Source organism: Methanoculleus sp. 10 (genome assembly GCF_913757945.1).
Lineage (GTDB): Archaea > Halobacteriota > Methanomicrobia > Methanomicrobiales > Methanoculleaceae > Methanoculleus.
Genome location: NZ_CAJYDP010000001.1, coordinates 109,777 through 134,673 on the forward strand (window position 1 = coordinate 109,777; position 24,897 = coordinate 134,673).

Annotated in this window: 19 protein-coding genes and 1 pseudogene; 15 read left to right on the top strand and 5 right to left on the bottom strand. The window is 61.2% G+C overall.

What is annotated here, in order from left to right; translation table 11 throughout:
* Positions 1-226 precede the first annotated feature (226 nt).
* From QZ408_RS00555 to QZ408_RS14790, 7 genes and pseudogenes are all read left to right on the top strand, one after another.
* Entirely contained in the window at positions 227-361 is a 135-nt protein-coding gene (locus QZ408_RS00555) for a hypothetical protein (protein WP_292488777.1), read from the top strand.
* Positions 362-611: 250 nt separating this feature from the next.
* On the top strand, positions 612-944 hold the full coding sequence (locus QZ408_RS00560; RefSeq protein ID WP_292488779.1) for a hypothetical protein: 333 nt from the start codon (positions 612-614) through the stop codon (positions 942-944).
* A complete protein-coding gene (locus QZ408_RS00565) occupies positions 941-3,757 on the top strand; it encodes a hypothetical protein (RefSeq protein ID WP_292488781.1) in 2,817 nt (938 codons plus the stop codon). Before QZ408_RS00560 ends, QZ408_RS00565 begins: the two co-directional genes overlap by 4 nt.
* Positions 3,758-4,577: 820 nt before the next feature.
* Positions 4,578-5,048, top strand: coding sequence for a BREX-3 system P-loop-containing protein BrxF (gene brxF / locus QZ408_RS00570; protein WP_292488782.1), 471 nt, complete (start codon positions 4,578-4,580; stop codon positions 5,046-5,048).
* A 41-nt stretch (positions 5,049-5,089) separates the two neighbouring features.
* Positions 5,090-8,725, top strand: coding sequence for a DUF6079 family protein (locus QZ408_RS00575; protein ID WP_292488784.1), 3,636 nt, complete (start codon positions 5,090-5,092; stop codon positions 8,723-8,725).
* Position 8,726: 1 nt separating this feature from the next.
* Complete coding sequence (locus QZ408_RS00580; RefSeq protein WP_292488786.1) at positions 8,727-11,345, top strand: DNA methyltransferase; 2,619 nt, start codon at positions 8,727-8,729, stop codon at positions 11,343-11,345.
* Positions 11,305-12,090: pseudogene (locus QZ408_RS14790) on the top strand (SNF2-related protein); the annotation flags it as partial. The gene QZ408_RS00580 and the pseudogene QZ408_RS14790, both read left to right, overlap by 41 nt.
* Positions 12,091-12,368: 278 nt before the next feature.
* Here QZ408_RS14790 and QZ408_RS00590 read toward each other — a convergent pair.
* Complete coding sequence (locus QZ408_RS00590; RefSeq protein ID WP_292488790.1) at positions 12,369-12,560, bottom strand: hypothetical protein; 192 nt, start codon at positions 12,558-12,560, stop codon at positions 12,369-12,371.
* Here QZ408_RS00590 and QZ408_RS00595 point away from each other — a divergent pair.
* The 3 genes from QZ408_RS00595 to QZ408_RS00605 are packed head-to-tail and all read left to right on the top strand — an operon-like array spanning position 12,551 to position 16,509.
* Entirely contained in the window at positions 12,551-13,801 is a 1,251-nt protein-coding gene (locus QZ408_RS00595) for a helicase-related protein (RefSeq protein ID WP_292488793.1), read from the top strand. The genes QZ408_RS00590 and QZ408_RS00595 overlap by 10 nt on opposite strands.
* 51 nt (positions 13,802-13,852) lie before the next feature.
* Complete coding sequence (pglZ, locus tag QZ408_RS00600; RefSeq protein WP_292488795.1) at positions 13,853-15,787, top strand: BREX-3 system phosphatase PglZ; 1,935 nt, start codon at positions 13,853-13,855, stop codon at positions 15,785-15,787.
* Positions 15,775-16,509: a hypothetical protein gene (locus QZ408_RS00605; RefSeq protein ID WP_292488796.1), complete on the top strand. Its 735-nt coding sequence runs from the start codon at positions 15,775-15,777 to the stop codon at positions 16,507-16,509. Before pglZ ends, QZ408_RS00605 begins: the two co-directional genes overlap by 13 nt.
* 402 nt (positions 16,510-16,911) lie before the next feature.
* Here QZ408_RS00605 and QZ408_RS00610 read toward each other — a convergent pair whose 3' ends face one another.
* Both QZ408_RS00610 and QZ408_RS00615 read right to left on the bottom strand, forming a co-directional pair.
* The gene (locus tag QZ408_RS00610; protein WP_292488798.1) at positions 16,912-18,039 is read right to left on the bottom strand and encodes an ORC1-type DNA replication protein; all 1,128 of its coding nucleotides are present in this window, start codon (positions 18,037-18,039) and stop codon (positions 16,912-16,914) included.
* A 147-nt stretch (positions 18,040-18,186) separates the two neighbouring features.
* Positions 18,187-18,429 (bottom strand): hypothetical protein, encoded by a 243-nt coding sequence (locus tag QZ408_RS00615; RefSeq protein ID WP_292488800.1) that lies wholly within the window; start codon positions 18,427-18,429, stop codon positions 18,187-18,189.
* A 180-nt stretch (positions 18,430-18,609) separates the two neighbouring features.
* On the opposite strand from QZ408_RS00615, the gene QZ408_RS00620 reads away from it, so the two are divergent.
* Positions 18,610-19,119, top strand: coding sequence for a hypothetical protein (locus tag QZ408_RS00620; protein WP_292488802.1), 510 nt, complete (start codon positions 18,610-18,612; stop codon positions 19,117-19,119).
* 535 nt (positions 19,120-19,654) lie between these two features.
* Here the strand turns inward: QZ408_RS00620 and QZ408_RS00625 are convergent.
* Entirely contained in the window at positions 19,655-20,002 is a 348-nt protein-coding gene (locus QZ408_RS00625) for a HepT-like ribonuclease domain-containing protein (RefSeq protein WP_292488803.1), read from the bottom strand.
* Complete coding sequence (locus QZ408_RS00630) at positions 19,989-20,300, bottom strand: nucleotidyltransferase domain-containing protein (protein WP_292488807.1); 312 nt, start codon at positions 20,298-20,300, stop codon at positions 19,989-19,991. The genes QZ408_RS00625 and QZ408_RS00630 overlap by 14 nt, the downstream gene beginning before the upstream one ends.
* Positions 20,301-20,929: 629 nt before the next feature.
* Between QZ408_RS00630 and QZ408_RS00635 the strand changes: the two genes are divergently transcribed.
* From QZ408_RS00635 to recQ, 4 genes are all read left to right on the top strand, one after another.
* Entirely contained in the window at positions 20,930-21,448 is a 519-nt protein-coding gene (locus tag QZ408_RS00635; protein ID WP_292488809.1) for a hypothetical protein, read from the top strand.
* Positions 21,449-21,573: 125 nt separating this feature from the next.
* Entirely contained in the window at positions 21,574-21,876 is a 303-nt protein-coding gene (locus tag QZ408_RS00640) for a nucleotidyltransferase family protein (protein ID WP_292488811.1), read from the top strand.
* On the top strand, positions 21,860-22,207 hold the full coding sequence (locus QZ408_RS00645; RefSeq protein WP_292488813.1) for a DUF86 domain-containing protein: 348 nt from the start codon (positions 21,860-21,862) through the stop codon (positions 22,205-22,207). The genes QZ408_RS00640 and QZ408_RS00645 overlap by 17 nt, the downstream gene beginning before the upstream one ends.
* Before the next feature lie 370 nt (positions 22,208-22,577).
* The gene (recQ, locus tag QZ408_RS00650) at positions 22,578-24,746 is read left to right on the top strand and encodes a DNA helicase RecQ (protein ID WP_292489225.1); all 2,169 of its coding nucleotides are present in this window, start codon (positions 22,578-22,580) and stop codon (positions 24,744-24,746) included.
* The last annotated feature ends 151 nt before the right edge of the window (positions 24,747-24,897 follow it).

The window sequence follows — 24,897 nt, forward strand, 5'->3', positions numbered from 1 at the left end:
GAAAGTTCACCCCGCGTGCGGTTTGCGACTCCCCCTCCATGCACCTGAATATTTATGCAACACAACATGGGTTGCCGAAGGCTATCTCCCGGGGCACAGCAACTAACAGATTTTCACTCACACTCCGCGCGGTTCTTGCTTATATCATCTCATATCTATCTATTTTTATGCGAGAGGCGCCGGCGCTTAATGCCAAAACGACGGCATCTCAGCACAGGAAAGCGGCATGGAAGAGATCACCCAGGAATTACCTGACCATATCCCGGGCGCGATGGCAAAGATCGCCCGGGAGAAGTTGTTTGCTGAAGATAAAGTCAGATTGATAGCATCACACGGTGAGGGAACAGAATGCAAAGCATAGACAGGAAAGATGGCAGCCCACGGGATGAAACGTACGCCAATATCGATTCACACGGGACTGCCGATAACACTTCTCCGCCCAGAGTGATAAGACCATCTACTGAGGAAGAACGCGCCAGCACTGTCCCGCTCTTCCTCATCCCGCGGGCGGTGGCGGATGTAATCCGGCGGTATGGAAGGGCTGTGCGGGAGATCCATGTACGGAGGACCAGGAACCACCACTACGCCGTCGAAGTCGAGCGGGGGCGCCCATGATGCCTGAGCCAGGCACCCTTGCCGGCACATCGGCCGGCGGGCTCATCGTCCATGTCGAGGGGGAACGCTGCCGGATATCGCCCGCTGATGTCCGGGCGCTCATCTTCTTTGGCCGGCCGGCCCCGGTCGTCCGGGAGCGGGTGCGGCGGGCAAGCGGCACCATCACGGGGGAGGTGACGATCGAGGGATATGCGGCGCTAAACGCCGCGGGGAAAGCGGTGGTGATCCGGACCCGGGAGGGTGCCTGGACCGTCCCGCTCGCCTCCCTCCGGCGGGTCGCCTGCGGAGAGGCGACAAGCGCCCCCCTCTTTTCGGAGGTGGAGGTATGAGCGAGATCCTCCAGACAGCAGAGATCCTCGCCCCCGGCAGCGTGGTCGAGGTCCGGGCGCTCGCCGACGGCGTGACGCACTCCGGCTACTTCGACGATTACGAGCGCCTCGCCCGGGCCGTAGAGGCCCTCGACGCCGATCCCTCGGTCGCCGGGATCTACGTCACCTTAAACACCCCGAACCCCGCCCTCCTCGCCCGGCGGGCGAACCGGATCAAGATGCGCCTCTCGCGGAAGGATGCGACGACCGCTGATGCCGACATCATCCGCCGGCGCTGGTTCCCAATCGACATCGACCCGGTGCGGCCGAGCGGGGTCTCGTCGACGGATGAGGAGCACGATGCGGCACTCAATGCAGCGGAGCGGATCGCGGCCTACCTCGCGGAGCAGGGGTTCCCCGCACCCATCCGGGCGGATTCGGGCAATGGCGCCCACCTGTTATACCGGATCGATCTCCCGAACGACGAGGTAGCCACATCGCTCGTGAAGGGGGCGCTCGCAACCCTCGATGCCCTCTTCTCAAATGATGTGATCACCGTCGATACCGCGAACTATAACGCCGCCCGGATCTGGAAGCTCTACGGGACGCTCTCAAGAAAGGGCGACTCAACAGAGGAGCGCCCCCACCGGCGGGCGAAGGTCCTCAAGGTCCCAGAAGAGATCGAGATCGTCCCGATAGATCGGCTCCAGTACCTCGCCGGGCTCCTCCCCCGGGAAGAACCATCACAGCCGAAGAAGGGTTCTCGAAGGATCGACCTTGCCGCCTGGCTCCTCGATCACGGTATCGCCGTCCGGAGCACACGGCCTTACCAGGGCGGGACCCTCTACATCCTCGCGGAGTGCCCGTTCTCGGGAGCGCATAAAGACGGTGCGTTTGCCATCCAGTTTGCAAACGGCGCCATCTTTGCCGGCTGCCACCACGCAAGTTGCGGCGGAGGGGCGCAGCGGTGGCCGGAGCTTCGAGGGATCTACGAGAAGAAGCGGACGACGGAGGAGAAGGAGGCGGCACCCACCCCTCCCCCGGTTCCGGCTCCGGCACCGGTGGATGATGGGCATCGCCGCCGGGCAATAGCGATCCTTCAGACCGGCGACCCGCTCGCGTTCCTTCTCGACACCTTCAACAAGAGCCATGTCGGGGACCGGACTGTCGCGGAATGTCTTGTGATGTCTCTTGCGTCCCAGTCGGTCGAGAACACGAACGGCCTTCATGTCGCCATCTCCGGCAACTCCGGGAAGGGGAAGAGCCACGCCTGCACCACCATGCTCCAGCAGGTCCCGGAGGAGTACCGCCTCGCCGGCACGGTCTCGGATAAGGCGCTCTACTACAACGGCAGCCTGCAACCCGGAACCGTCTTCCTCTTTGATGATGTCTCGCTCTCCGACGACCTGCAGGAGGTCCTCAAGGCCGCAACCGCGAACTTCCGGGTGAGCATCGAGCACCAGACGGTGACCACCGACCGGAAACTCCAGATCTGCCGCATCCCGGAGCGATGTATCTGGTGGCTCGCGAAGGTCGAGGATGCCGGCGATGATCAGGTGGCGAACCGGATGCTCACGGTCTGGATCGATGATTCCCTCGAACAGGACGAGCGGGTGCTCCAGTACATGAAGGAGCGGGAGACAAGTGAGGACCATAGCGACGGAGAGGACCCCGATATCGTGGTCTGCCGGGCGATCTGGCGGCTCCTCAGAGAGAAGCGCCTCCACGTCTCCATCCCCTATGCCCGGAGGGTGCAGTTCTCAGCGACCACGAACCGTCGCAACCCGGGCATCCTCTTTGACCTGATCAAGGCCTCCGCCCTCATCCACCGCTTCCAGAGAGAGGCGTACGACGGCGGCATCAGGGCAAACCTGGACGATTTCGCGGCGGCTGCCCGGGTTTATGCGGCGATCAACGGCGAGACCGGGGGGCAGGAGACGAAGATGACGAAGAACGAGGCCGCAGCGCTTGCGACGGTGGCAACGATGGGCTGGGAGCAGTTCACGATCAAGATGCTCCAGGAGGCGCTCGGGCTCTCGTATCACCAGACCTACCGTATCCTCCACGGCTACACGAGCCGGGGGACGGCCTACTCCGGTCTCCTGGAGAAGTGCCCGGCGGTCAGTTTCTTCGATACGATGGTCTCGGGGGATGTGGAAGGGTACGCGGTGCGGCGGCGGGAGCACCTCTTCTCCTTCGACGGCGCTGTCTACCGGCGCTGGGCCCATGGCGGCGGGGTCTGGCTGGATGGGGACCGGGATGGTGGTCCCGGTAACCCGGGCCGGCCACCAGACCGGAGCGGGAGCACTGAAGGTTGCAGGGTTGCAGCAGGTTTACCGCAGGGTTCCAGCACCGGGTGCAACGATCAAGCGGTTCAAAACGACGTTGAATTGGCCGATGTTTGTACAGACAGAGAGAGGCATCTCCCTCTCAGTAATGAAGTACAGCAGAACATACACACAGTCCCCGGTACCGGTTCCTGGGTGAGTGAGTGTGCGTGTGTGTGTGAAACCCAGAATGCCGGAACCGATCCCGGGATACTGGCGTCACGGGGCGGAAACCTCAATCAAACGCCGTTTAGCCGCCCTCCGGCTGGCATCGCCGGCTGTAATACGCTGAAAGGAAGTGTAAGGCGAGGGTCCGTGCCGCAAGAGCCCCTCTCGGGGGTCCTCGACCACCGGGAGTTTCTCCGGGTGAAGGTCGAGCTCGGCCGGTGCGATCTCTGCGATACGGGAAAAGCGGTCTATCGCTCGCAGGAGGCGCAGACGAGCCTCTGTGAAGGGTGTTACGCCCGGCTGGTGCGGGAGGGGAACGCGAGGGCGGGGGTGCGGTGAACGACGGTTCGTAGAACCGGGGTTCGAGAAGATGCGAGGTGTTTTCGAGTAACGACTTCCCCAACAGGGAAGAAGTTTGAGCGCCGTTAGGTGCGATTAGCGACTACCGGCATGCGACTGGCTGCAGGGCGGGGAGCATGGGCACCGCGAGGCTGCGGGGTTCTTGTGGTGTTTCACTCCTCGACGAAACAGAGAACCCCCTCCGCGTCAGATGTCGGACACCCCAAAAACAGAAGGTGTCCGATATGTCCGATAAATGTCCGTTATCTTGCAGGGCATACTCTCGACACATCAGGCTTTCCCGAGACGTGGCCGGGCTGCCGGAGGCGGAGGAACTTCCGGAGGTTGCGATCTCGTGAGGGAGAAGGCAACGGGTCGGCCGCACTGATACGTTCACCCCGGGTTGCCGGGGTTCATGCATTTCTCTTCTCTAACCACGAACCCTATCCGGTTTCTGGATTCTCCCTGTAGAGGATCTGGACCGCAGGGCCGCGCATGAATGTTCCCTCAGGGCCTACAGGATCCGGGAGAACCCCCGGCACGAATGCTCCATGATGCAGACCGGTCATCTTCCAGTTATGAGGAGGATACGCGCTCCGTTTCCCAGAATCCTGTAAACAAATGCCGGCAGTTTTGGGATTAAAGGATCGATCACCCGGGTGGCATGGGGCCACATTATGTTTGCTCGCGTTCGGTGGGGGTTGCGGTAAGTTTGATTAAAAAAACTTTCTTTTTGAATTTAGGGCCATTTAAAGATAGATCGGAGATTTTGACTCTTCAACTACGATGGTTTATTAACAGGATTACCTTATCATCTCCTATGTCATCTGGGCTTTCTTCCGTTCCCAATGAGAAAAAGATCGGCCTGAGTATTGTTGTAGGTCGATCAGGAACCGGTAAGACGGCATTACTGAGAAAATGGGCGGGTCGGCATGGTTACTCCTATCTCAATATCGGTTCTCTGGTGAGCCGACGAATGATCGAATATTCACCTGCAGAACGGTCAGACGCCGTTCAACATGAGTTTCGGGATGCGGTCGAGAGCGCAGAGGGAGATGTCGTCCTGTGCGACAATATCGAACTCCTGTTTGCCCCTGAACTCTCTCTCGACCCCCTTCGTCTTCTCAAGCAGGCTGCTCGCAGAAAGACGGTCGTTGCCGCGTGGGATGGGTCCTACGACGGTTCAACCCTCTCCTATGCGGTGCCGGGCCACGATGAATACTGGGCATACTCACACACCGACGTCCAGGGCGTCATCCTTCTCCCCATCAGCGAGGCAAATGCCCTATGAAATATGGTGAACTTGTTCAGTTTGATCCTATCGAAGATGTTGTGCAACTGCGGGAGGCCGACGATAGGCGTGAGGCCGAGCGGCTTGTCCGGACCTATGTTATCTCAGACGGTATGGCCGAGAAGATCACCGCCGAGCTGATCCCGATCCTTGAACTCAATACCGCTCTCGACAAGAAAGGGCTCCTCGTTGTCGGCAACTACGGTACCGGCAAATCGCACCTGATGTCTGTGTTCAGCGCGATTGCCGAACACGCCGATCTCGCGGCCAGTGTCAGGAACGATACGATCCGGGAGGCCTCACAGAGTGTCGCCGGTCGGTTCGTGGTTATCAGGACAGAGATCGGTGCGGTCAGGCAGTCGCTTCGAGATATCGTCTGCGGGGAGCTCCAGAGGAACCTCAAAAAACTGGGCGTCTCCTACACCTTCCCTCCCGACGACCAGATCGCCAACCACAAGGATGCGTTCATCGCGATGATGCAGGCCTTCGAGGAGAAGTATCCCGATAAGGGGCTGCTCCTTGTCGTCGACGAACTCCTCGATTATCTCCGGTCGCGCAAGGATGCCGATCTGGTGCTGGACCTTAACTTCATGCGCGAGATCGGGGAGTCGTGCAGCCTGAGCCGGTTCCGGTTCATGGCCGGTGTCCAGGAGGCTCTCTTCGACAACCCGAGGTTTGAGTCTGTGGCCGCCTCGATGCGGCGTGTGCAGAAGCGGTTTGAGTCGGTCAGGATCTACGGCGAGGACATCGCCTACGTCGTCTCGGAGCGCCTTCTTAAGAAGACGCCTGAACAGGAGGCAAAGATCCGTGCTCACCTGGAACGGTTCACACCGCTCTATGGGGATATGAACGAGCGTCTCGATGAGTACGTGGCGCTCTTCCCGGTGCACCCCCGGTACCTGGAGATCTTTGAGAGGCTGTATATGGTGGAGAAGCGGGAGGTGCTCAAGTCCGTCAGCCGCGACGTGAAACGCCTGATCGATGTCGAGGTGCCTGCCGATCGCCCGGGCCTCCTCTCCTTCGACGGGTACTGGGATACCCTCTCTGAGGATATGTCGGTTCGGACAGACCAGGATATCAGGGCTATCCTTGAAAAAGGCCATATCCTCCAGAGTATTCTGGAACGCTCGTTTGAGAAGAAACAGTACCTCGATGCGGCGGTCAGGATCATCCACGCCCTCTGTGTTCACCGCCTGACGACGGGGGATGTAAGTTCTCCGATCGGTCTGAAACCCGAGGATCTCAGAGATGATCTCTGCCTCTATCTGGATCTCCCTGAACCTGATTCGGAGTTCCTGCTCACGACCATCGAGACGGTGCTACGCGAGATCACCAGGACGGTGAGCGGGCAGTTCATCTCCCACAACCCGGAGAACGACATGTACTATCTCGATGTCAGGAAGGACATCGATTATGACGCGAAGATCGAGGAGAGGGCGGCGACCCTGAACGAGTGGAGACTGGACCACTATTATTTCGACGCTCTGGCCCGGGTGATGAAGACCCCTGATGCCACCTACGTGAGTGGTTACCGGATCTGGGAGCACGAGATCATCTGGGCGGACAGGAAGGCGGGACGGCCGGGGTACCTCTTCTTCGGCGCGCCGAACGAGCGGTCGACGGCGCAGCCGCCGCGAGACTTCTACATCTATTTCATCCAGCCGTTTGAGCCACCGGAGTACGACGACGAGCACCGGCCGGACGAGGTCTTCCTGAAACTGGCGAAGTGGGACGACGACTTCTACACGGCGCTGAAACGGTATGCGGGGGCGCGTGAGATGGCGAGCACCGCGTCGGCGACAAACCGCGGGGTATACGAAAAGAAGGGGGACGAGCACCTTGCCGTCATCCTGCGGTGGATGCGGGACAATATGATGACGGCCTATCGGGTCGCCTACGGTGGCGTCGAGAAGAACCTGCTCGAATGGGCAAAGGAAGGAGCGGTCTCGACGGGCGGCGATGTGGCGGCGACGATCAATGGTATCGCCGCGTATTGTCTTGCCCCACATTTCGAGGATCTGGCGCCTGACTATCCGCAGTTTTCTCAGACGATCCGGGGCAGCGACCGCGGCGATGCGGTGAAGGACGCCCTGACGTATCTCCGTGGCGGCCTGAAGACGCAGCGGGGAGCGGCGGTGCTCGACGCTCTTGGGCTGCTGGAAGGGGAGCATGTCAACCCGGAGGGGTCGGTGTATGCACAGCATATTGTGACGCTTCTCCGGGAGAAGGCGTTCGGGCAGGTGCTGAACAGGAGCGAACTCATCGTCGGGGAGCACGGTGTCGAGTACGAGCGCCGGTTCAGGCTTGAGCCGGAGTATGTCGGTGTGCTGCTCGCGGCGCTGGTCTATCACGGCGATGCGGTGGCGGCCTACCCGGGCGCGAAGATCACGGCGGCAAACCTCGATGAGATGGCGAAGAAGAGTGGATCGGATCTGGCCGGGTTCAAGCACGTGGAACTGCCGAAAGATCCACCCGTCGAGGTGCTTGCCGAGCTCTTCACGACGCTCGGCCTTACCCCGGGTCTGGTGAGGAATTCGGCAACTCACCGTGAGGCGGTTAGGCAGCTCCAGGAACGTCTGCATGCGCTTATCCCGGAGGTGGTGGAGGCGCAGCAGCGGCTGGACGGGTCGCTCCTGCTCTGGGGACGCGACCTCTACGACGAGCAGACGAAAGAGCAGAAGAAGCGAGATTTCAGTAACCTGAAGGTGTTTTTGGAGTCGCTGCAGCGGTTCAACACCGAGGGGAGGTTGAAGAACTACAGCGGGACGAAGGCCGACGTGCGGGGGCATGCGAACGAACTGGCGCTGATGAAAGAGATCGACGGTCTTGCCCGGTTCTGCTCGGACCTTGCGCCGTTGACGGGGTACCTGTCCCAGGCCGAGATGGCGCTCCCCGATGAGAACGAGTGTAAGGAGGCGCTTTGCGAGTCGAAGCGCTCGATTTTTATGCAGCTTGAGGCCGGGGAGGAGATCACGCGCTCCTTCCAGAGCGATCTCAGGCGGGAGCTTGAGAGCATGAAGAAGCGCTACATCGAAGAGTACTTCCGTCTCCACCGGCAGGCCCGCCTGAGCCGTGAGGGGGACGAGCGGAAGAAGAAGTTGAAGGCCGATCCGCGGCTTATCGCTCTCCGTGCGCTCTCAAGCATCGAGATCATGCCGAAACAGGCCCTGACCACGCTTGATACGGCCCTGCTGAAACTGCAACCGTGTTTTGCGCTCACGGAGAAGGACCTGGAGAAGGAGCCGGTCTGCCCGCACTGCTCGTTCAGGCCGAGGGACGATGAGGGGGCGCCCTCTCCCGGCACCGTGCTCGAACAACTGGATGATCTTCTTGATGGGATCCATACGGCGTGGACCGGCATGCTGGTCGAGAACCTGGACGATCCGACGGTGCAGGCGAATCTTGAACTCCTCAAACCGAAGGACCGGGCGCTTGTGGCGGAGTTCCGTGAGCAGGGGACGCTCCCGGAGCCAGTCCCGGCGCAGTTGGTGCGGGCGCTCCAGGAGGCGCTCTCGGGTCTTGTGAAGGTGACGATTCAGGTCGAGGATCTGCGGTGTGCCCTGATGGCGAGTGGGTCCGCGTGCTCCGTGGAGGAGATCGAGAAGCGGTTTGAGGATTACGTTGCGAGTCTGGTGAAGGACAAAGACGAGAGAAAGGTGCGCCTGGTGGTGGAGTAATATGACTGACTATAAACTGACAGAGGAGCGGCTCGACGCCGTTCGCAAGGTCGAGGGGTTCCCCCGCGGGAAGGATAAGGACATCATTGCGCTCTCTGATCCGCCGTATTACACGGCCTGCCCGAACCCCTGGATCGGGGAGTTCATCGAGAAGCACGGCCGGCCGTTCGATCCCGAGGAGAAGTACGACTGCGAGCCGTTTGCGGCGGACGTGAGCGAGGGGAAGAACGATCCGATCTACAACGCTCATTCCTACCACACGAAGGTGCCGCACAAGGCAATCATGCGCTACATCCTCCACTACACGAAACCCGGCGACATCGTCTTCGACGGGTTCTGCGGGACCGGGATGACGGGGGTGGCGGCGCAGATGTGCGGCAACCCGGACCCGGAGTTCAAGGAGAAGGTCGAGCGGGAGACGCCCGACGTGGCGTGGGGGCCCCGGCGGGCGATCCTCTGCGATCTTTCGCCGGCGGCGACCTTCATCGCTTACAACTACAACAACCCGGTGGACCCGGCGGCCTTCGAGCGGGAGGCAAAGCGGATCCTTGCCGAGGTGGAGAAAGAGTGCGGCTGGATGTACGAGACCGCCCACGTGGTGGACGGGCGGGTGCAGGTGAAGCGGGACGTGAACGGCACCACGACGCCGGTGAAAGGAAGGATCAACTACACGGTCTGGAGCGACATCTTCGTCTGCCCGCACTGTTCGGAGGAGATCATCTTCTGGGAGGTGGCGGTGGACCATGCCGAGGGGAAGGTTCGCGATGAGTTCCCCTGCCCGCACTGCGGCGCGACGACGACGAAGCGCTCCCTCGAGCGGGCATGGGAGTACGTCCATGACGAGGCCCTCCGCGAGACGGTCCGCCGGGCAAAGCAGGTGCCAGTGCAGATCAATTATTCGGTCGGGAAGAAGCGGTTTGAGAAGGCGCCGGATGAGGGGGATCTTGACCTGCTCGACCGGATCGAGATGAAGCCGATTCCGTACTGGTACCCGACGGATGAGTTGCCTGCCGGGGAGAAGATGTCAGACCCGAAGAACTCTGGTGTCACCCATGTGCATCAGTTCTACCCTAAACGCAACTTATGGGTTTTATCCTCATTATATGATAAAATTCGGGATAAATCTGTAAGTGAGCCCAATTTGTTATTACTAACATTAACAAGCCTCCTTATTTACGACTCAAAGTTGTGTCGCTGGCGTCTGGGTAATAGGAGCGGTCCGCTTTCAGGCACACTCTACATATCATCCACCACGATGCCACTGGACTCGTTGACGATCCTTGGCAACAGAATCAAAAGATTTGCGAAGGCAAAAAGGTCGGTAAACACAGTTCGTGGCAATGTTCTGACATTTACCTCATCTTCATCAAGATTATCATCAGTACCATCAAATTCAATCGACTACATCTTCACCGATCCCCCCTTCGGCGGCAACCTGATGTACTCCGAGCTGAACTTCCTCTGGGAAGCGTGGCTCCGGGTCTTCACGAATAACCAATCTGAGGCGATCGTCAACAGAGTGCAACGTAAGAAACTCCCGGATTACCAGGAGCTGATGGAGCAGTGCTTCGCCGAAAACTACCGGATCCTGAAACCGGGGCGCTGGATGACCGTGGAGTTCCATAATTCCCAGAACAAGGTCTGGATGGCGATCCAGCAGGCGCTGACGCGGGCCGGATTCGTCATCGCCGACGTCCGCACTCTCGACAAGAAGCAGGGCACCTTCAACCAGGTATCAAGTTCCAACCAGTCGGTCAAACAGGACCTCATCATCTCCGCCTACAAGCCCAACGGCGGGCTCGAGGATCGGTTCAAACTCACCGCCGGGACCGAGGAAGGGGTCTGGGATTTCGTCCGCCAGCACTTGAAGCACCTCCCGGTCGCGCCCGATAAGGACGGCGTCCTCCAGCACGTCCCGGAGCGGCAGAAGCACCTCCTCTACGACCGGATGGTCGCCTTCCACGTCCAGCGCGGGATCATCGTCCCGATATCGGCTCCGGACTTCTACTTCGGGCTCTACCAGCGCTTCCCCGAACGCGACGGCATGTACTTCCTCCCCGACCAGGTCCCCCGCTACGAGCAGAAACGCCTCGTTGCCGACCGCGTCGAGCAGATGAGCCTCTTCGTCCACGACGAGAAAAGCGCCATCCAGTGGCTCAGGCAGCAACTCAACGGGGCCTCGAAGACCTACCAGGAGATTCAGCCCGCCTTCATGATCGAGAGCAAGGATCCCGATAAACACGAATCCCTCCCCGAACTCGGCGACCTCCTCGAACAGAACTTCCTCAAGGACAAAGAGGGCCGGTGGTACGTCCCCGACCCCAACAAGGAGTCGGACCTCGAAAAGATCCGGGAGAAGGCCCTCCTCAAGGAGTTCGCCGCATATCTCACCACCTCCGGCAAACTCAAGACCTTCAGGACCGAGGCCGTCAGGGCCGGTTTCAAGAGATGCTGGTCGGAGCGTGACTACGCCACCATCCTCAGGACCGGCGACCGCCTCCCCGCGAGCATCCTTCAGGAAGACGACGTCCTCCTGATGTACTACGACAACGCCCGAACGCGGCAGGGGCAGACCGAACATGGAAGAGGTACAGGTCGGCAGGTGGCTCTGGAGCAGTGAGTACAGAGAACCCGTCCAGGTGATCGAGGCCCAGCAGATCTGGGGCACGACCACCTGCCGGTTCTGGGTCCCGAGCGCGAACACCGTGGCCGTCGGAGATGCATCCTCCTGCACCCCCCTCGACCGGGCGTTGCCCCTGGAGAAAGACGAGGTGACCGCACGCGCAGCAGCCGGGCGGATCCTCGACCACCTCGTGAAAACGCCGCTCCTCGCCCCCCTTCTCCCCCGTCACCCGCTCCCCCCAGGTCGCCGCCCTCGCCCGGGCCTGCAGCCGCGACCCTGTCTGCTCTCCTCGCCGACGAGGTCGGACGGCAAGACCATCGAGGCCGGTCTCATCATCAAAGAACTCACGCTCCGGAACCGGGCCGCCCGCATCCTCATCGTCGCCCCCAGGGGGCTCGTCACCCAGTGGGTCGCCGAGATGGAGACTCACTTCAGCGAGACCTTCACCCTCCTCGACCCCGCGAGCACCGACCCCTCCCTCTGGCGACGGATCGACCGGGCCATCGTCTCCATCGATGCCATTAAACCCCTCAAACAGCGGCGAGGCTGGACCCCGGCACGACTACATCAGCACAACCAGGACCGGTTCCACGCCGTCACGAAGGCCGGATGGGATCTCATCATCGTCGACGAAGCCCACAAACTCGCCGGCACCAACCGGCAGGTCGCCCGCCACACCCTCGGCCGCGCCCTCGCCCGGTCGGCCAGGCACCTCCTCCTCCTCTCTGCCACCCCTCACCAGGGCAAGACCGACGCTTTCATGCGGCTCATGAGCCTCCTCGACCCGACAACCTTCCGGGAAGATGGTCAGATCAACCGCGACGACCTCCAGCCCTACATCATCAGGACCGAGAAACGGAGCGCCATCGGCACCGACGGCGCCCCCCTCTTTAAGCCCCGGCAGACCCGGATCGTCAGGGTCGAATGGAGCAGCGAGCACAGCCTCCAGGCCGACCTCTACGACGCCGTCACCGACTACGTCCGGACCGGCTACAACCGCGCCCTTACCGAGAAGAGGAACTACATCGGCTTTCTCATGGTCCTCATGCAGCGCCTCGTCTCCAGCAGCACCCGCTCCATCCGCACCACCCTCGAGACGCCTCGCGCCGCCTCGAAGACAGCCTCCCCAGATGTCCCCGCCTGCTCCCCTAACGACGATTGGTGGGGACCTGAGCCGGAGAGCAGATCGACGAGGCCATCCCGTGCCGACACTCCTCACACCGACGGAGACGGCACAGGTCCGCCTCCTCCTCGACCTCGCCCGCCGGTGCGAGGCCGCCCGGCCCGACGCCAAGGCCGAACGCCTCGTCGACCTCATCTACTCCCGCCGTGGCGAAGAGAACGACCCCGACCTCAAATTCCTCATCTTCACCGAGTTCGTCCCGACCCAGCAGATGCTCACCGAATACCTCACCGCACGGGGATTCTCCGTCGTCTGCCTCAACGGCTCAATGGACATGGACGAGCGCCGCAGGACCCAGCAGGCCTTCGCAACCCACGCCCAGGTCATGATCTCCACCGAGGCCGGGGGCGAAGGCCTCAACCTCCAGTTCTGCCACACCGCCATCAACTACGACCTGCCCTGGAACCCCATGCGGATTGAGCAGCGTATCGGCCGGGTCGACCGTATTGGCCAGACCCACGACGTCATGGTCTACAATATGGTCTTCTCCGGCACCATCGAACAACGGGTCCACGAGGTCCTCCTGGAAAAGCTCCTTGTCATCTTAAACGACCTCGGTTTCGACAAGTTCAGCGACGTCCTCGACTCCAGCGAGGCAGGACGGGGATTCGAGGACCTCTTCATCCGTGCGATCCTCGACCCCACGAGCACCGACGACTACCTTGACACCTTCGTCGCAACAATCCAGGAGCAGGCACGGCAGGAACGGCAGACGCTCTCGTCCCTCCTCGACCAACCCCTCCTCTCCGCCGGCGACGTCAGGACTACTCCCTCGCCCCTCCCGCCCTCACCGAACACCTCGTCGTCTCGGCTCTCAGGCCTGGGCGGCGAGGCGGGCACCGGCATCCAGGGTTTGACCTCCAGATGGCCGGACGGCCCGCCATCAGACTGGCGCCATCTTTGCTCCCGGCGAAGACGGGGACCGACCACTCCTGCTCACCGTCACCGACCCGCCGTCGGCGCCCTCCCTCACCGGATCCGCAGCCTCACCCGACCAACCCTCCCGTCCGGATCCCCGACCTCCCCCGCGAGGTCAGGGGACTCTGGTCGCTCTGGAAGCTCTCCGTCTCCGGCACATCGGGCCACTCCCTCGTTGCCGTCCCCTACTTCATCGCCGAGACCGGCCGGCCCTTCTCGATCGCCGCACGACAGATCTGGGATGCCCTTGCCCGGGGCGCCTACTCGATCACCGGCACATCGGCCGCCGAACCGGCACTCTGCGACCGGAGCAGGAGCGGTGCCGCCGATACCGGCCGGGAGACAGGACTAAGCGGAACCCCGGCAATCTATCCGGTCCTCTTCCTCCGGGTGGAGGGCGGCCATGACTGAATGGCAGGACCAGATCCTCACCCGGATCCGCCTCGCAGGCACCCCCCTCGTCGTGGTGCTCGACCCCGACCGGATCCTCCTTGAAGAGCGGATCGTCCAGGCACTTCGGGCCGACGGGTTCGACCTGCTCACCTACACCGACCCTATCGCCTTCAGGCACGCCTACGAACCCGGCTATCGCGCACCCCGGGACAACGGCGAAGAGACGCCGCGCCTCATAGTCAGGTTTACCCATACCCGCCGGGAATCAGTCCCCTACGACCTCCTCCAGAGGGGTGAGTGCATCCGGATCACCCTTGCGGATCTCTTCCCGGGCCTTGACTACTGGACGGTCCAGGCTCTCGGTTCCCGGCACTACGATGCCCTCTACAAGGCAGCGCAAACCCTCCGCGGCAGACGACTCGGCCGGAACCAGACCGCCCGGTTCATCCTCGAAGAGATCTTTTCAATACGGCCGGACGAGATCAGAACATCCGTCGACCTCATCGCCCTCCTCTGCAGGGTCCACTATGCCCGCCAGACCGTTCCCGACGTCCTCGTCGACCACTGTCTGGAAACCTGGGGCGACCGACACGGTGCTGGGCTCCCGGATATCAGGAACCTCTTTGAGCACGGGGCCTTCATGGCGTATCTCCAGGACGGATGGGCCAGATACGTCAGCGGCGGCGATCCGGCACCGACCGTTCCTTTCGACGACGACCGGATCAGGCTCTATATCGATACCTTCTTCCTCGAAGGCGCGCTAAAACCGCTCCACGCGCCTCCTTCCGTCCAGGTCCCGGATTGGGCGCATTGTGGCATCATCCGCGACCATGACACCGAGCAGGTCTACCGTCTGACATGCCTCCTCGACCGGATCGATGGAAAAATCCCCGGCCCGGACGCCAGGCTTGACGATTGGAAACAGTGCACACGGCTCTGGGCCGAGGCGGTGACGCTCTTCTCCGGGTCCTCATCGTCGGCGCTCAACGAGGTCAGGCCGCGATATTATGCTCTCCACCAGGAGATCGAGACCGCCTTCGGGGAATGGATCCTCGCCACCTTCCCGACCCTCCCCGACCGCCCCTACCTCCCGGCCCCGGTCATGGTGCACCAGATCCCTCACTACCTCGCCCACCGGGGAGGTGACCGCATCGCCCTCATCGTCATCGACGGCATGGCCCTCGATCAATGGCTTATCATCAAGGAGATGCTCGGCGACGACTTCACCTATACCGACGATCTCGCCTGTGCCTGGGTCCCGACCCTCACCTCGATCTCGCGCCGGTCCCTCTTTGCCGGCGAGAAGCCGTCGCTCATATCAGGGGTGAACGGAACCGCCCGGAGTGAAGAGATCCTCTGGCGCACGTTCTGGCACAACCAGGAGGGGGCGAAGAGGTCTGTCGGTTATTCTCGCGGCAACACCCTTACATCCCTCGCGGAAGTGGATGAACTCGTCCACGACGCCACCCCGGCGGTCGCGGGTTTTGTCATCAACACCGTCGACAACCTCATCCACACTACCACAATGGGCATGCCCCAGATGCATGACGGCATCCGGCGCTGGATGGAGACCGGAACCCTCCGGCGATTCATCACCCGCCTCCTTGATCGGGGATATCGGGTCTACGTCACCGCCGATCATGGGAACGTCTGCGCCTGCGGCATCGGCGTCCCGCGGCAGGGCGACCTCGTCGAAGAGACCAGTCTCCGGGCCCGCATCTACCACCACGCATCGTTTGCAGAGGAGGCACGTGCGGCATTTCCAAAAGATTCCTGTGTGTGGCCGCCACAGTACCTTGGTACAGGCCATGCAGTCCTGCTTGCCAGCGGGCTCTCGGCGTTCTCTCCCCCCGGCACCGAGGTCCTCTCGCACGGCAGCATTGCGCTGGAAGAGGTCTTTGTCCCCTTCATCCAGATCAGGAGCACACAACAATGTCACAGATGATTGGATTTGACCGGTCCCTCAGGCTGGACTGGCTCGACGCCGCCGCTGGCGTCTCCAGGGAAACCGGGGATATCGAGCAGATCCGAAACTACCTTCATGCCTACCTTGCAGAGAGTTATCCCCACTACACAGCGCGACGAAAGACCATCACCGTGTTGACGCGGGTGTGGGCCCGCATCCCGGATTCGGATCGCCCCGCAAGAGACAGGGCCTTCGTGCTGCTGCCGACACTGAACCAGGACGACCGGATCTGGCTCCATTGGGGCATGTGTCTCCTGGCGTACCCCTTTTTCCGTGATGTGGTGCGGACGGTGGGTCACTCTCTCCGGTATTATGGCAGTTTTTCAAAACAGGAAGTTATCCAGCGGATGAGCGAAACCTGGGGAGAGAGGGCCACCATGCCAAGAGCGGTACAGCGGGTGGTCGAATCTCTGAACAATTGGGGCGTTATTACCGGATGTGAACAGAAGGGCAGGTATCGGTGTGCTGTGCCTCTCTCTACATCGAACAAGGACGTGGAGATCTGGCTGCTGAAGGCGGCGCTGTGTGCAACCCCCCATGATTCTTTTCCCGTGGACCGGATCCATACGATTCCTGAGCTCTTTCCGTTCTCATGCTCCCTCTCAATCCCGGATATTTTGAGATCCCGTGAGTTTGAAGTATCGCAAATGGGAAATAACCGATTTGCTCTTCGATGCTCTGAGAGAAAAGGGGCAGATTAAAACCATTTTTGGTTCGTTGAAATCCATGTTACGGATCTTCATGCTTCTCTCCATCACGGCGCAGGCGCCCGCGATATACGATCCGGATTGTACGTAGACGCTCAATGACCAGAGTAAACTTGTATCCAAAGGAAAACTCGTCAGTTTAGACCCCCTCAAACCGGCAGATCACGCTCCTTCCGGTCGTGGCGTCTGCCTGATCCTCTCTTCCAGTCCGGGGCCTCTGACGACCACGACCGGCTCGAACCTCGCCGGTCATCGTCTGCCGGGAAGTGCTCGTCGCTCCGTGCTCCCGCACAGAGGGATGGCGCAGGGCCGCCGCTCAACCAGACCACACCGTCCGGCCCGCGGGACAGACGGGTACCCCCGGCCTCAGACCCATCATAACCGCCGGCACCCCCCTCACTCACACACCTCCCGTACCTTCTCCGGCTCATAGCGCAACGCAACCTCGCTCGTCCTCCCGCCGGCCTGCACCCGGATCAGGTCGACCAATCGCAGAGAGTCAAGCTTCCGCAGTTGCCGGGAGAAGATCGTGTAGCCGACCTTCGGCGTCTCCTCTACCCGGCCGTAGATCGCGCCGGAGACGAGCGGTCCTGATTGCTCCTGCGACAGCTCCGCGATCCGCCGGAGCAGCCGTCGCTCATCTGCGGAGAGTGCCCGGATGGTGCAGGCGAGGTGAACATGCTTTGACTGCTCATAGGCGGCTGTGATATCCTCCTCGACAACTTCAGTGCGGGCGGCACACTCCGCGTTCAACACCGCCCGCTTCACGAGGTCCAGCCCCACCCGCACGTCGCCCGACTCCATCGTCTGCTCGACGATGCAATCAAGCATCGGTCCCGAGATTACCCCTGGATAAAGCCCGATCCGGATCCGGTCCCGGAGGATGCCCCGGATCTCGTCGGCGTCATAGGGCGGGAAGTAGATATCCGACGGGCGGAACGGCGAGATAACCCACCTGTTCAGTTCTGTGACGAGATCGAGGTCCATGTCGCTCACCGTCGCAAAGACCGCGGCCCGGGCGCCGGGATAATCCTGGTGCAGCCGGAGCAGGGAGTTGATGACGTCCCCGAGCGTGTTGTTGTAGTGGAGCAGGTTCGCGTCGTCCAGGCAGACGATCAGGCTTCTTTCCTGCTGCTGCAGGGCGCCGCCGATCGCGTCCATCACCGACTTGATCGAGACCCCGGTCCGGGCCGGGGCGTGCCCGAAGATCGCGGCATAGATCCGGGAGTAGACCATATACTTCGTCCGGTCGTTCTGGCAGTTGACGTAAACCGGCAGGATCTTCTTTGTGGTCTGTTCGAGCTCGGCAAAGATCCGGAGCACGCTGGTCGTTTTCCCGGTCCCGGGCAGACCCCTGCAGACGGCGGAGAGCGCCCGCCCGCCTTCGAGCGCGGGGCGGACCTGGTAGGCTAGGTCATCGAGCTGACTTTCGCGGTAGTTGAAGAACTCTGGAACATAGTCGATCTCGAAGGCATCGATGTTCCGAAAGAGCGTCTGGTAGGACATGAGGAGCCGTTTTCTCATACAGGGATTGTCGGAGCGTGGCTATTTAAGCACGAGCCGTGCGCATGGTGAAAGTGAAAGCGGCATTGTGCCGGAAGCCCTCTGCGCCCATACTGCCTTTGCTGCGCCCGGCAGAGGGCACTGTACGCGAGCGTTCAGCGTGGCCGCTCAGCCGCCGAGCACCCGCACAATCACCGCCACCACCCCGCCAACCACCCCGCCGGCCCCGGCGCCGAGCGTCGAAACCCTCCGCTCCTCGCCTGCCTTCTCCGCTCGCCAGCCCTCCAGCGCCCGGAGCCGGCTCTCAAACGCCTCGTCCTGCGCCTCCATTCTCTGCAGGGTTTTACAGATCCACTTCACATCCCGGTTCGTCTCGTAGACGAGCTCCCGGGTGGTCTTTTCCCCGGTCATTCCCATAATCCTCCTGGAGGACTATAGGAGGTCGATGACAAAAAGCCTGACCGTAACGATTATATTCCAGAATCAAAGCCCAATTCAGGCTCCCCGATAAAGTCAGACTGATATCCTCCCGCGCCGACTCTATAATTGTCTGTCATATTCCCGGGAAGATACAGGCAGGAGAACAGACCCATGGCAGACTTCGTGCCGACGACCATAACCAGATCAGCGCTCCGGGATCTCACGACCCCGATCGCTGACGTATCGGAATTTGACAGCCTCATCGAGATGGTCATCGCCGACAACCCCTTCGAGTGCATCGGCTACACCCGTCGCGACGGCGTCGCGGTCGCGCCGGTCGTCCGGAACCGCGAGCACTACACCGGCAAGGTGAACTTCATCGACGAGAACACCGGCAAACGGCTTGGGACCGTCTCGATCCAGTCCCCCTCGATCGCCGCGTTCGACGCAAACATCGCGGCGGTCATGGCGAACACCCCCCTCGCAACCGCGATGGGCGGCGTGGCCGAGCGCAACTTCGCCGGCGAGTCCTACTACTGCCAGCTCAGGTGCCACGACCCCTCGGGCGACGACTACTACGTCACCTTCACCCGGAAGACCGTCCGGATCTCGTCCTACCAGGATGAGGCGATCAAGACCGCGGTCGAGACCTGGGCCGACGCGGTGCCCGCGCTGCGGTGAGAGGGGTCTCTCCCTCTTTCCTTTCAGAGGCTGAGGAAGGTATCTTGCAAGAGTAGAGGGGCTATTCTCCCCCAACTTCCCGATACCTTCTGATAGCCGATCATTGAACGTTAAAGCATCATTCGCGTGATGTGCTCTCCTACGACAATTGGGGCAAAGAGAAGTACCGGCTCATCCTCAGGCGCGCCGGGGCGGAGGCGTAACCGATACCTGAGACGATCATCCATGTGAAATACACGCCGTAGTGGGCGGCACCAGACGGGAGGGGTACTTGACGGACTGTATTCGGAGCGCCTACCCCTGGAGGTTAACGTCAACCATATTGCCTGCAATCTGCATATATCCCGGATATCTGCCGGCATTCCTCACTTGACGGGTACCTGATCCGTTCGTCCCGGTCGGGGGAGGGTATCTCCGGGAGTAAAGATCAGAATGTTCGGGACTGAGGGAGAACTCTGCATCGCGGATGGGGTATAGGCAACGCAGGATCATGATGCGTAACAACTTCCGGCGAGCGTCTTTCTGAGGCCGGGTTCTACTCATCTTCGCTCAGGAGAACCTGCACCTCGCCAGAGAGAACCGGCAGATACCTCTCGACGACACCCCAGACAACCTCATCGGATACACTTGCATACCCATGAATCAGGCGATTCCTGAAGGCAATGATCAGAGGGGCATCAGAGATCTTCTCTCTGATGCCCGGCTCCCGCTGCAACAGCTGGTTAAGCGCTTCACCGATGATCTCAAACTGCCGCTCCACCGCGGACCGGAGCATGGGGTTGGCGTGATACTCCTCGTAAGTTCTGCCGGCGGTGAACTGCGCGATATAGTCTGCAGCCTCTGCAATATCATAGAGATATTTCCTGCCCTCACGCGACGGCATAGATCTCCCTGCAGGTCTCTTCTACGGATTCCAAAAAGATCGGGTTTCTGATCGCTGATCGCTCCACGAGGTCGATCTTACGGCAAAAGAGCCGGGTCAGGTCTTCGATGAGGCCAAAGTACGCCTCCGCATGTTCAACCGGAGCCATCGGTTCGAACTCGACGACAAAATCGATGTCGCTTCTCTCCGGGTCGAACCGGTCGCTCGTTGCCGAGCCAAATACCCCGAGCCTCCTTACACGGCGGCGTGCAGCAATGTGGGCGATCTCGGATATCTTCTTGCGGATGACTGCGTGCATCTGACTCCCCCTATGATGGTATTATCGTCCGGGAAGCATTATCTCTTTCGGATGAGCGCGATACATCTCCTGCACCAACCGGCCATAGCGCCCGGCAGGCTCCCCCTTCCGGCCGGAGGCACCCGGGCGAAAGCCTCGCGCTGAACGCAACCCCGTATCGTATCAGCCCGGCGACCGCACTGCTACCTATCCCGGATGCGCCGCAGTGCCATCAGGGGGGCAAGATCCTGCATACCCCGGCTCACGCCGCACACAGCGCCCCGGGCGCCTCGGCCGCCGGCATTCTCTTCTTCGTATCGGCGGGTATGCACCTCGGCCCTCCCGGACGTGGAGACGGCGATCCGGCCCACGCACAACTGGCTTCCTCCATAGTGCACCCATGGAGTGCCAGGCTTCTCATACGCCGCAGAAGTGGAGGAACATCACCCCCACAGCCCCTCCCGCAGAGATCTGGGCGGATCTCCAGCCTCACATAATGTATCCAGATGTTCGGAGCTCCCCCGGCAAATGTTCGGAGCTCAGGACCCTCGGTGGCCGATAGTCAGGAGAACAGAACGATGAAGAAACCCGAACGATTCGTCCCGGTCGGGGGAAGGTATCTCCGGGAGTAAGTCTCATGCTCATCGGGCATGCAGATCACAAACGTCGTCGCTTCCGGCGACCTCCACCAGCCGGTCCCGTTCCCCCGGTTGCCGGAACTCCCCGACACAGCCTGCAGGTATGATCCCGAAATCTACCACGGCGCATACATCCTCCTCTCCCGGGGGAAGGCCACCATATACCGGAGCGGAAAATACATCATCTACGGCCTCGCATCCCCCGACGACCTCACCCCCGCCTATAAGGAGTTCCTTGCCATCCTCTCGCCCATCATCGAACCGGCGCTCGCATCGCCGCCGGCGATCAGAAACATCGTCGGGATGGATGATCTCCGGATCACGATCCCGCTGTCACGGCTCGTCGTCGCTCTCCGGATGGAGCACGTCGAGTACGAACCCGAACAGTTCCCGGGCCTGATCTACCGCGGGGATAACGGGACTGCCCTCATATTCTCATCGGGGAAGGTGATCCTTGCCGGGTTTAAAGACCCGGGGACGATGGCAGAGTTTGCGTCCGGGCTGAAGGAGAAGATCGCGGGGGTCGTGTGACCCGTCACCTGAAGCCCAATTGCCCCGGTATGGAAGATCAGAAGGTATCGTACCTGCCCCGGTCACAACCGGCACCCGGGGAAAAGCGTTATCCGGATGGGCGGGTAACAGGGGTATGATACGGCATGCTTACGGCTGACGGCATCCTCGGGACGCTTGCGGAGCACCGGGAACGGATCAGGAGCCTTGGCGTCCGGCGGATCGGGGTCTTTGGGTCGTTTGCCCGCGGTGAGGAGCGCGAGGAGAGCGATATCGATATTCTCATCGAGTTCGAGGAAGGAGGGCGCTCCTTTGACACCTACATGGACCTCAAGTTCTTCCTCGAAGACCTCTTCGGGAGGAGAGTCGACCTCGTCGACCGCGATGCCATAAAACCGGCCCTCGCACCACATATCCTCGGGAGTGTCCGGTATGCCCCGGGAATATAATCTCTATCTCCGCGATATCCTGGAGGCTATCGGGAGAATCGACCGATACACCCGGGGAATGGACTACGAGGCGTTCCTCGCAAACGACCTGGTGCAGGATGGCGTGATCCGGAACCTCATGGTCATCGGCGAGGCCGTGAAACTCATCCCCGAACCACTGAAATGCAAACATCCCGATATCTCCTGGAGGAAGATTGCAGGGATGCGCGACATCCTCATTCACGCATACTTCGGGGTCCATAATGAGATCGTGTGGGATGTCATCCGGAACAAGATCCCGGAACTCCAGGCGGCGGTCAGGCAGATGCTCGACAGCGAAACAGCCCGATAAACCCTCCTCGGTGGTTCGGGGTCCAAAAACATTTATCCTGCCGTTCGAGCCCTCATCCTGGGAGGGGGTGATCGCCTGTTCATGCCGGGAGCCATGAGCCCGTACACTGCCGATGCAATCTACCGTGACGCCGTGGTGATCTATGACGCCGGAGGGCCTTGCGTAGCTCCACTGGATCCTTGGTGCCATAACGAGCATCGAGGAGTTCTCCGGAGGCATCGGATCGGTGGAAGATCTCCAGAACCGTTTCACAAGAGCCATATCGCTCTGGATATAATCCCTTGTTCTGATGGACCCCCTGTATGCAGCGCTTGAACACTATTAGGGCTACTCCTCGTTCCTCCCCTCCCAGGAAGAGGTCATCCACGATATCCTCCAGAAGAGAGACGTCCTCGCGGTCCTTGCGACTGGAGGGGGCAAATCCCTCTGCTACCAGCTCCCCGCTCTCGTGACGGGCGGGCTGACCGTCGTCGTCTCGCCCCTGATCTCCCTGATGAAGGATCAGGTCGACACGCTCGTGACCCAGGGGGTCCCTGCGGTCACCCTGAACAGTTCGCTTTCCTACGACGCGATGGTCCGGATCCTCGCGGACCTCGAGGCAGGGAGGCTCCGTCTACTCTACGTCTCGCCGGAGAGGGTGGTCCAGCCCCGGTTCCTCGCCATCCTCCGCGAGCTCGACGTGACGCTCGTTGCCGTCGATGAGGCGCACTGCATCTCCGAGTGGGGCCACCAATTCCGGCCGGAGTACCGCCAGTTGAGCGTCTTAAAGGAGATGTTCCCGGGGGTCCCCATGATCGCCCTGACGGCGACCGCGATCCCCGAAGTCCGGCAGGACATCATAAAGCAGCTCAACCTTGCGGACCCCTCGGTCTACGTCGGGAGTTTCAATCGCGAGAACCTCCAGTACATCGTCACCGGCAAGAAGGATGCGTACCCTCAACTCATCGATTACCTGAGGAACAACCCGGGCCGGTCAGGGATCATCTACTTCTCAAACAAGAAGCGGACGGAAGAGATCGCGGAGCGGCTGCGGAATGACGGGATCCGCGCTCTGCCCTACCACGCAGACCTGCCGGACAACTTCCGCCACCGGGTGCAGGAGCAGTTCGTCAGGGACGAGATCGACGTGGTCTGCGCAACCAACGCCTTCGGCATGGGCATCGACAAGCCCGACGTCCGGTTTGTGATCCACTACGACATGCCAAAGAGCCTGGAAGCGTATGCGCAGGAGACCGGGCGTGCGGGCCGCGACGGCGAAGAAAGCGACTGCATCCTCTTCTACGGTCCGGGGGACCGGCAGAGGTGTATGGCCGCCCTGGAGAAGTATTACGGGGAGCGTCCAGAGCACCGTGCGCTCGCCGTGCGGAAACTCAACGATATGATAGCCTTCTGCGAGACCACCCGGTGCCGCCGGCAGCACCTGCTCAGGTACTTCGGCGAGACCTTCACCGCGGTGCCGTGCCGGGGCTGCGATATCTGCATGCTACCGGGCGAGCTCATCGACGGGCGGGAGATCGCCGCAAAGATCGTGAACTGCATCTCCGAGCTTCCGGGAAAATTTGGCGTAACGCACATCGCAGATGTTCTCACCGGCTCAAAAAGCAGCAAAGTTCTGGCGAGAGGCCACCAGGATCTGCCGTCATACACCTCTGGGAGCGAGCATTCGAGCAAACAATGGTCTTCTTTCATACGGCAACTCATAGCGAACGGCTACCTGGATCAGAGTTCCGATCAGTATCCGGTCGTCACCACAAACGAGCGGAGCGGCGCCGTCCTCTCCGGTGGTGAGAGCGTGCGGCTCACGAGACCGGAGGGCCGCCAGACCCGCGGCAGGAGGGAAGGCCTGGATGAGAGGCCCTTTGACGCTGCACTCTTTGAGGAACTGCGAATCGTCCGGAAGAGATTTGCAGATGAGATGAGTATCCCGCCCTACGCGGTATTCCACGATAGGACCTTAAAGGAGATGGCCCGCCGGTACCCGCAGACGCTTGATGAGTTTTCAGCCATTCCCGGCGTGGGGGATGCGAAGCTGCAGAAGTTCGGCGAGGCCTTCGTCTCGACGATCTGCTGTTACCGGGACCGGCAGTACACCGACGATGAGCAGGGCATGACCCCGGACGCTGGTGGCGCAACGGTAATTTCCAGTGGCGATTCCGGCTGCCCGGCGGCGCCTGGGGGGGCTGCGGATCCCGACGAGATCCCCGACGACGCCCTCCTCAAAGAGGCCTATGCCCTGCAGGAGTATATTCGGGAGTTGCGCGCGGAGCTCCGTGAGGCCGAAGAGTTCCATAAGTTGCTGCTTGCGAGGGCGCGCACGCTGGGTATCCAGGAGAACGAGACCTACGCCATAACAACGCAGGTCAGCCGGCGGCGCCACATCGTCACGGAACGGTTTTACGAGCGGTACCCGGATGTCTTCGTCAGGATCGCGAAGGTCACCATCAGTGCCGCCGAAGAGGCGGTCGGGAAGGAGGCTCTGGAAGAGTGTGTCGAATATGAGGAGTCGGAGAGGGTCAGCGTCAGGAGTAAGGCTCCGTAGGGGCACGGCCTCCTCCGGCCCCTGATGGGCCGGGAGCGTGAGGCGGGCATCATGGGAACCATCTACCCAGGATGATGACGGTGATCAGACCATGGCCGTAGGAGCACCATCGATCGGTACATAGTGTTCACCAACGCCGCGGACGTGAAGT

Coding starts and splice junctions, on each gene's coding strand:
- QZ408_RS00555 (WP_292488777.1), top strand. CDS start 227: ATGGAAGAGATCACCCAGGAATTACCTGACCATATCCCGGGCGCGATG.
- QZ408_RS00560 (WP_292488779.1), top strand. CDS start 612: ATGATGCCTGAGCCAGGCACCCTTGCCGGCACATCGGCCGGCGGGCTC.
- QZ408_RS00565 (WP_292488781.1), top strand. CDS start 941: ATGAGCGAGATCCTCCAGACAGCAGAGATCCTCGCCCCCGGCAGCGTG.
- brxF (WP_292488782.1), top strand. CDS start 4,578: ATGTCATCTGGGCTTTCTTCCGTTCCCAATGAGAAAAAGATCGGCCTG.
- QZ408_RS00580 (WP_292488786.1), top strand. CDS start 8,727: ATGACTGACTATAAACTGACAGAGGAGCGGCTCGACGCCGTTCGCAAG.
- pglZ (WP_292488795.1), top strand. CDS start 13,853: ATGACTGAATGGCAGGACCAGATCCTCACCCGGATCCGCCTCGCAGGC.
- QZ408_RS00605 (WP_292488796.1), top strand. CDS start 15,775: ATGTCACAGATGATTGGATTTGACCGGTCCCTCAGGCTGGACTGGCTC.
- QZ408_RS00610 (WP_292488798.1), bottom strand. CDS start 18,039: ATGAGAAAACGGCTCCTCATGTCCTACCAGACGCTCTTTCGGAACATC.
- QZ408_RS00615 (WP_292488800.1), bottom strand. CDS start 18,429: ATGACCGGGGAAAAGACCACCCGGGAGCTCGTCTACGAGACGAACCGG.
- QZ408_RS00620 (WP_292488802.1), top strand. CDS start 18,610: ATGGCAGACTTCGTGCCGACGACCATAACCAGATCAGCGCTCCGGGAT.
- QZ408_RS00625 (WP_292488803.1), bottom strand. CDS start 20,002: ATGCCGTCGCGTGAGGGCAGGAAATATCTCTATGATATTGCAGAGGCT.
- QZ408_RS00630 (WP_292488807.1), bottom strand. CDS start 20,300: ATGCACGCAGTCATCCGCAAGAAGATATCCGAGATCGCCCACATTGCT.
- QZ408_RS00635 (WP_292488809.1), top strand. CDS start 20,930: ATGCAGATCACAAACGTCGTCGCTTCCGGCGACCTCCACCAGCCGGTC.
- QZ408_RS00640 (WP_292488811.1), top strand. CDS start 21,574: ATGCTTACGGCTGACGGCATCCTCGGGACGCTTGCGGAGCACCGGGAA.
- QZ408_RS00645 (WP_292488813.1), top strand. CDS start 21,860: ATGCCCCGGGAATATAATCTCTATCTCCGCGATATCCTGGAGGCTATC.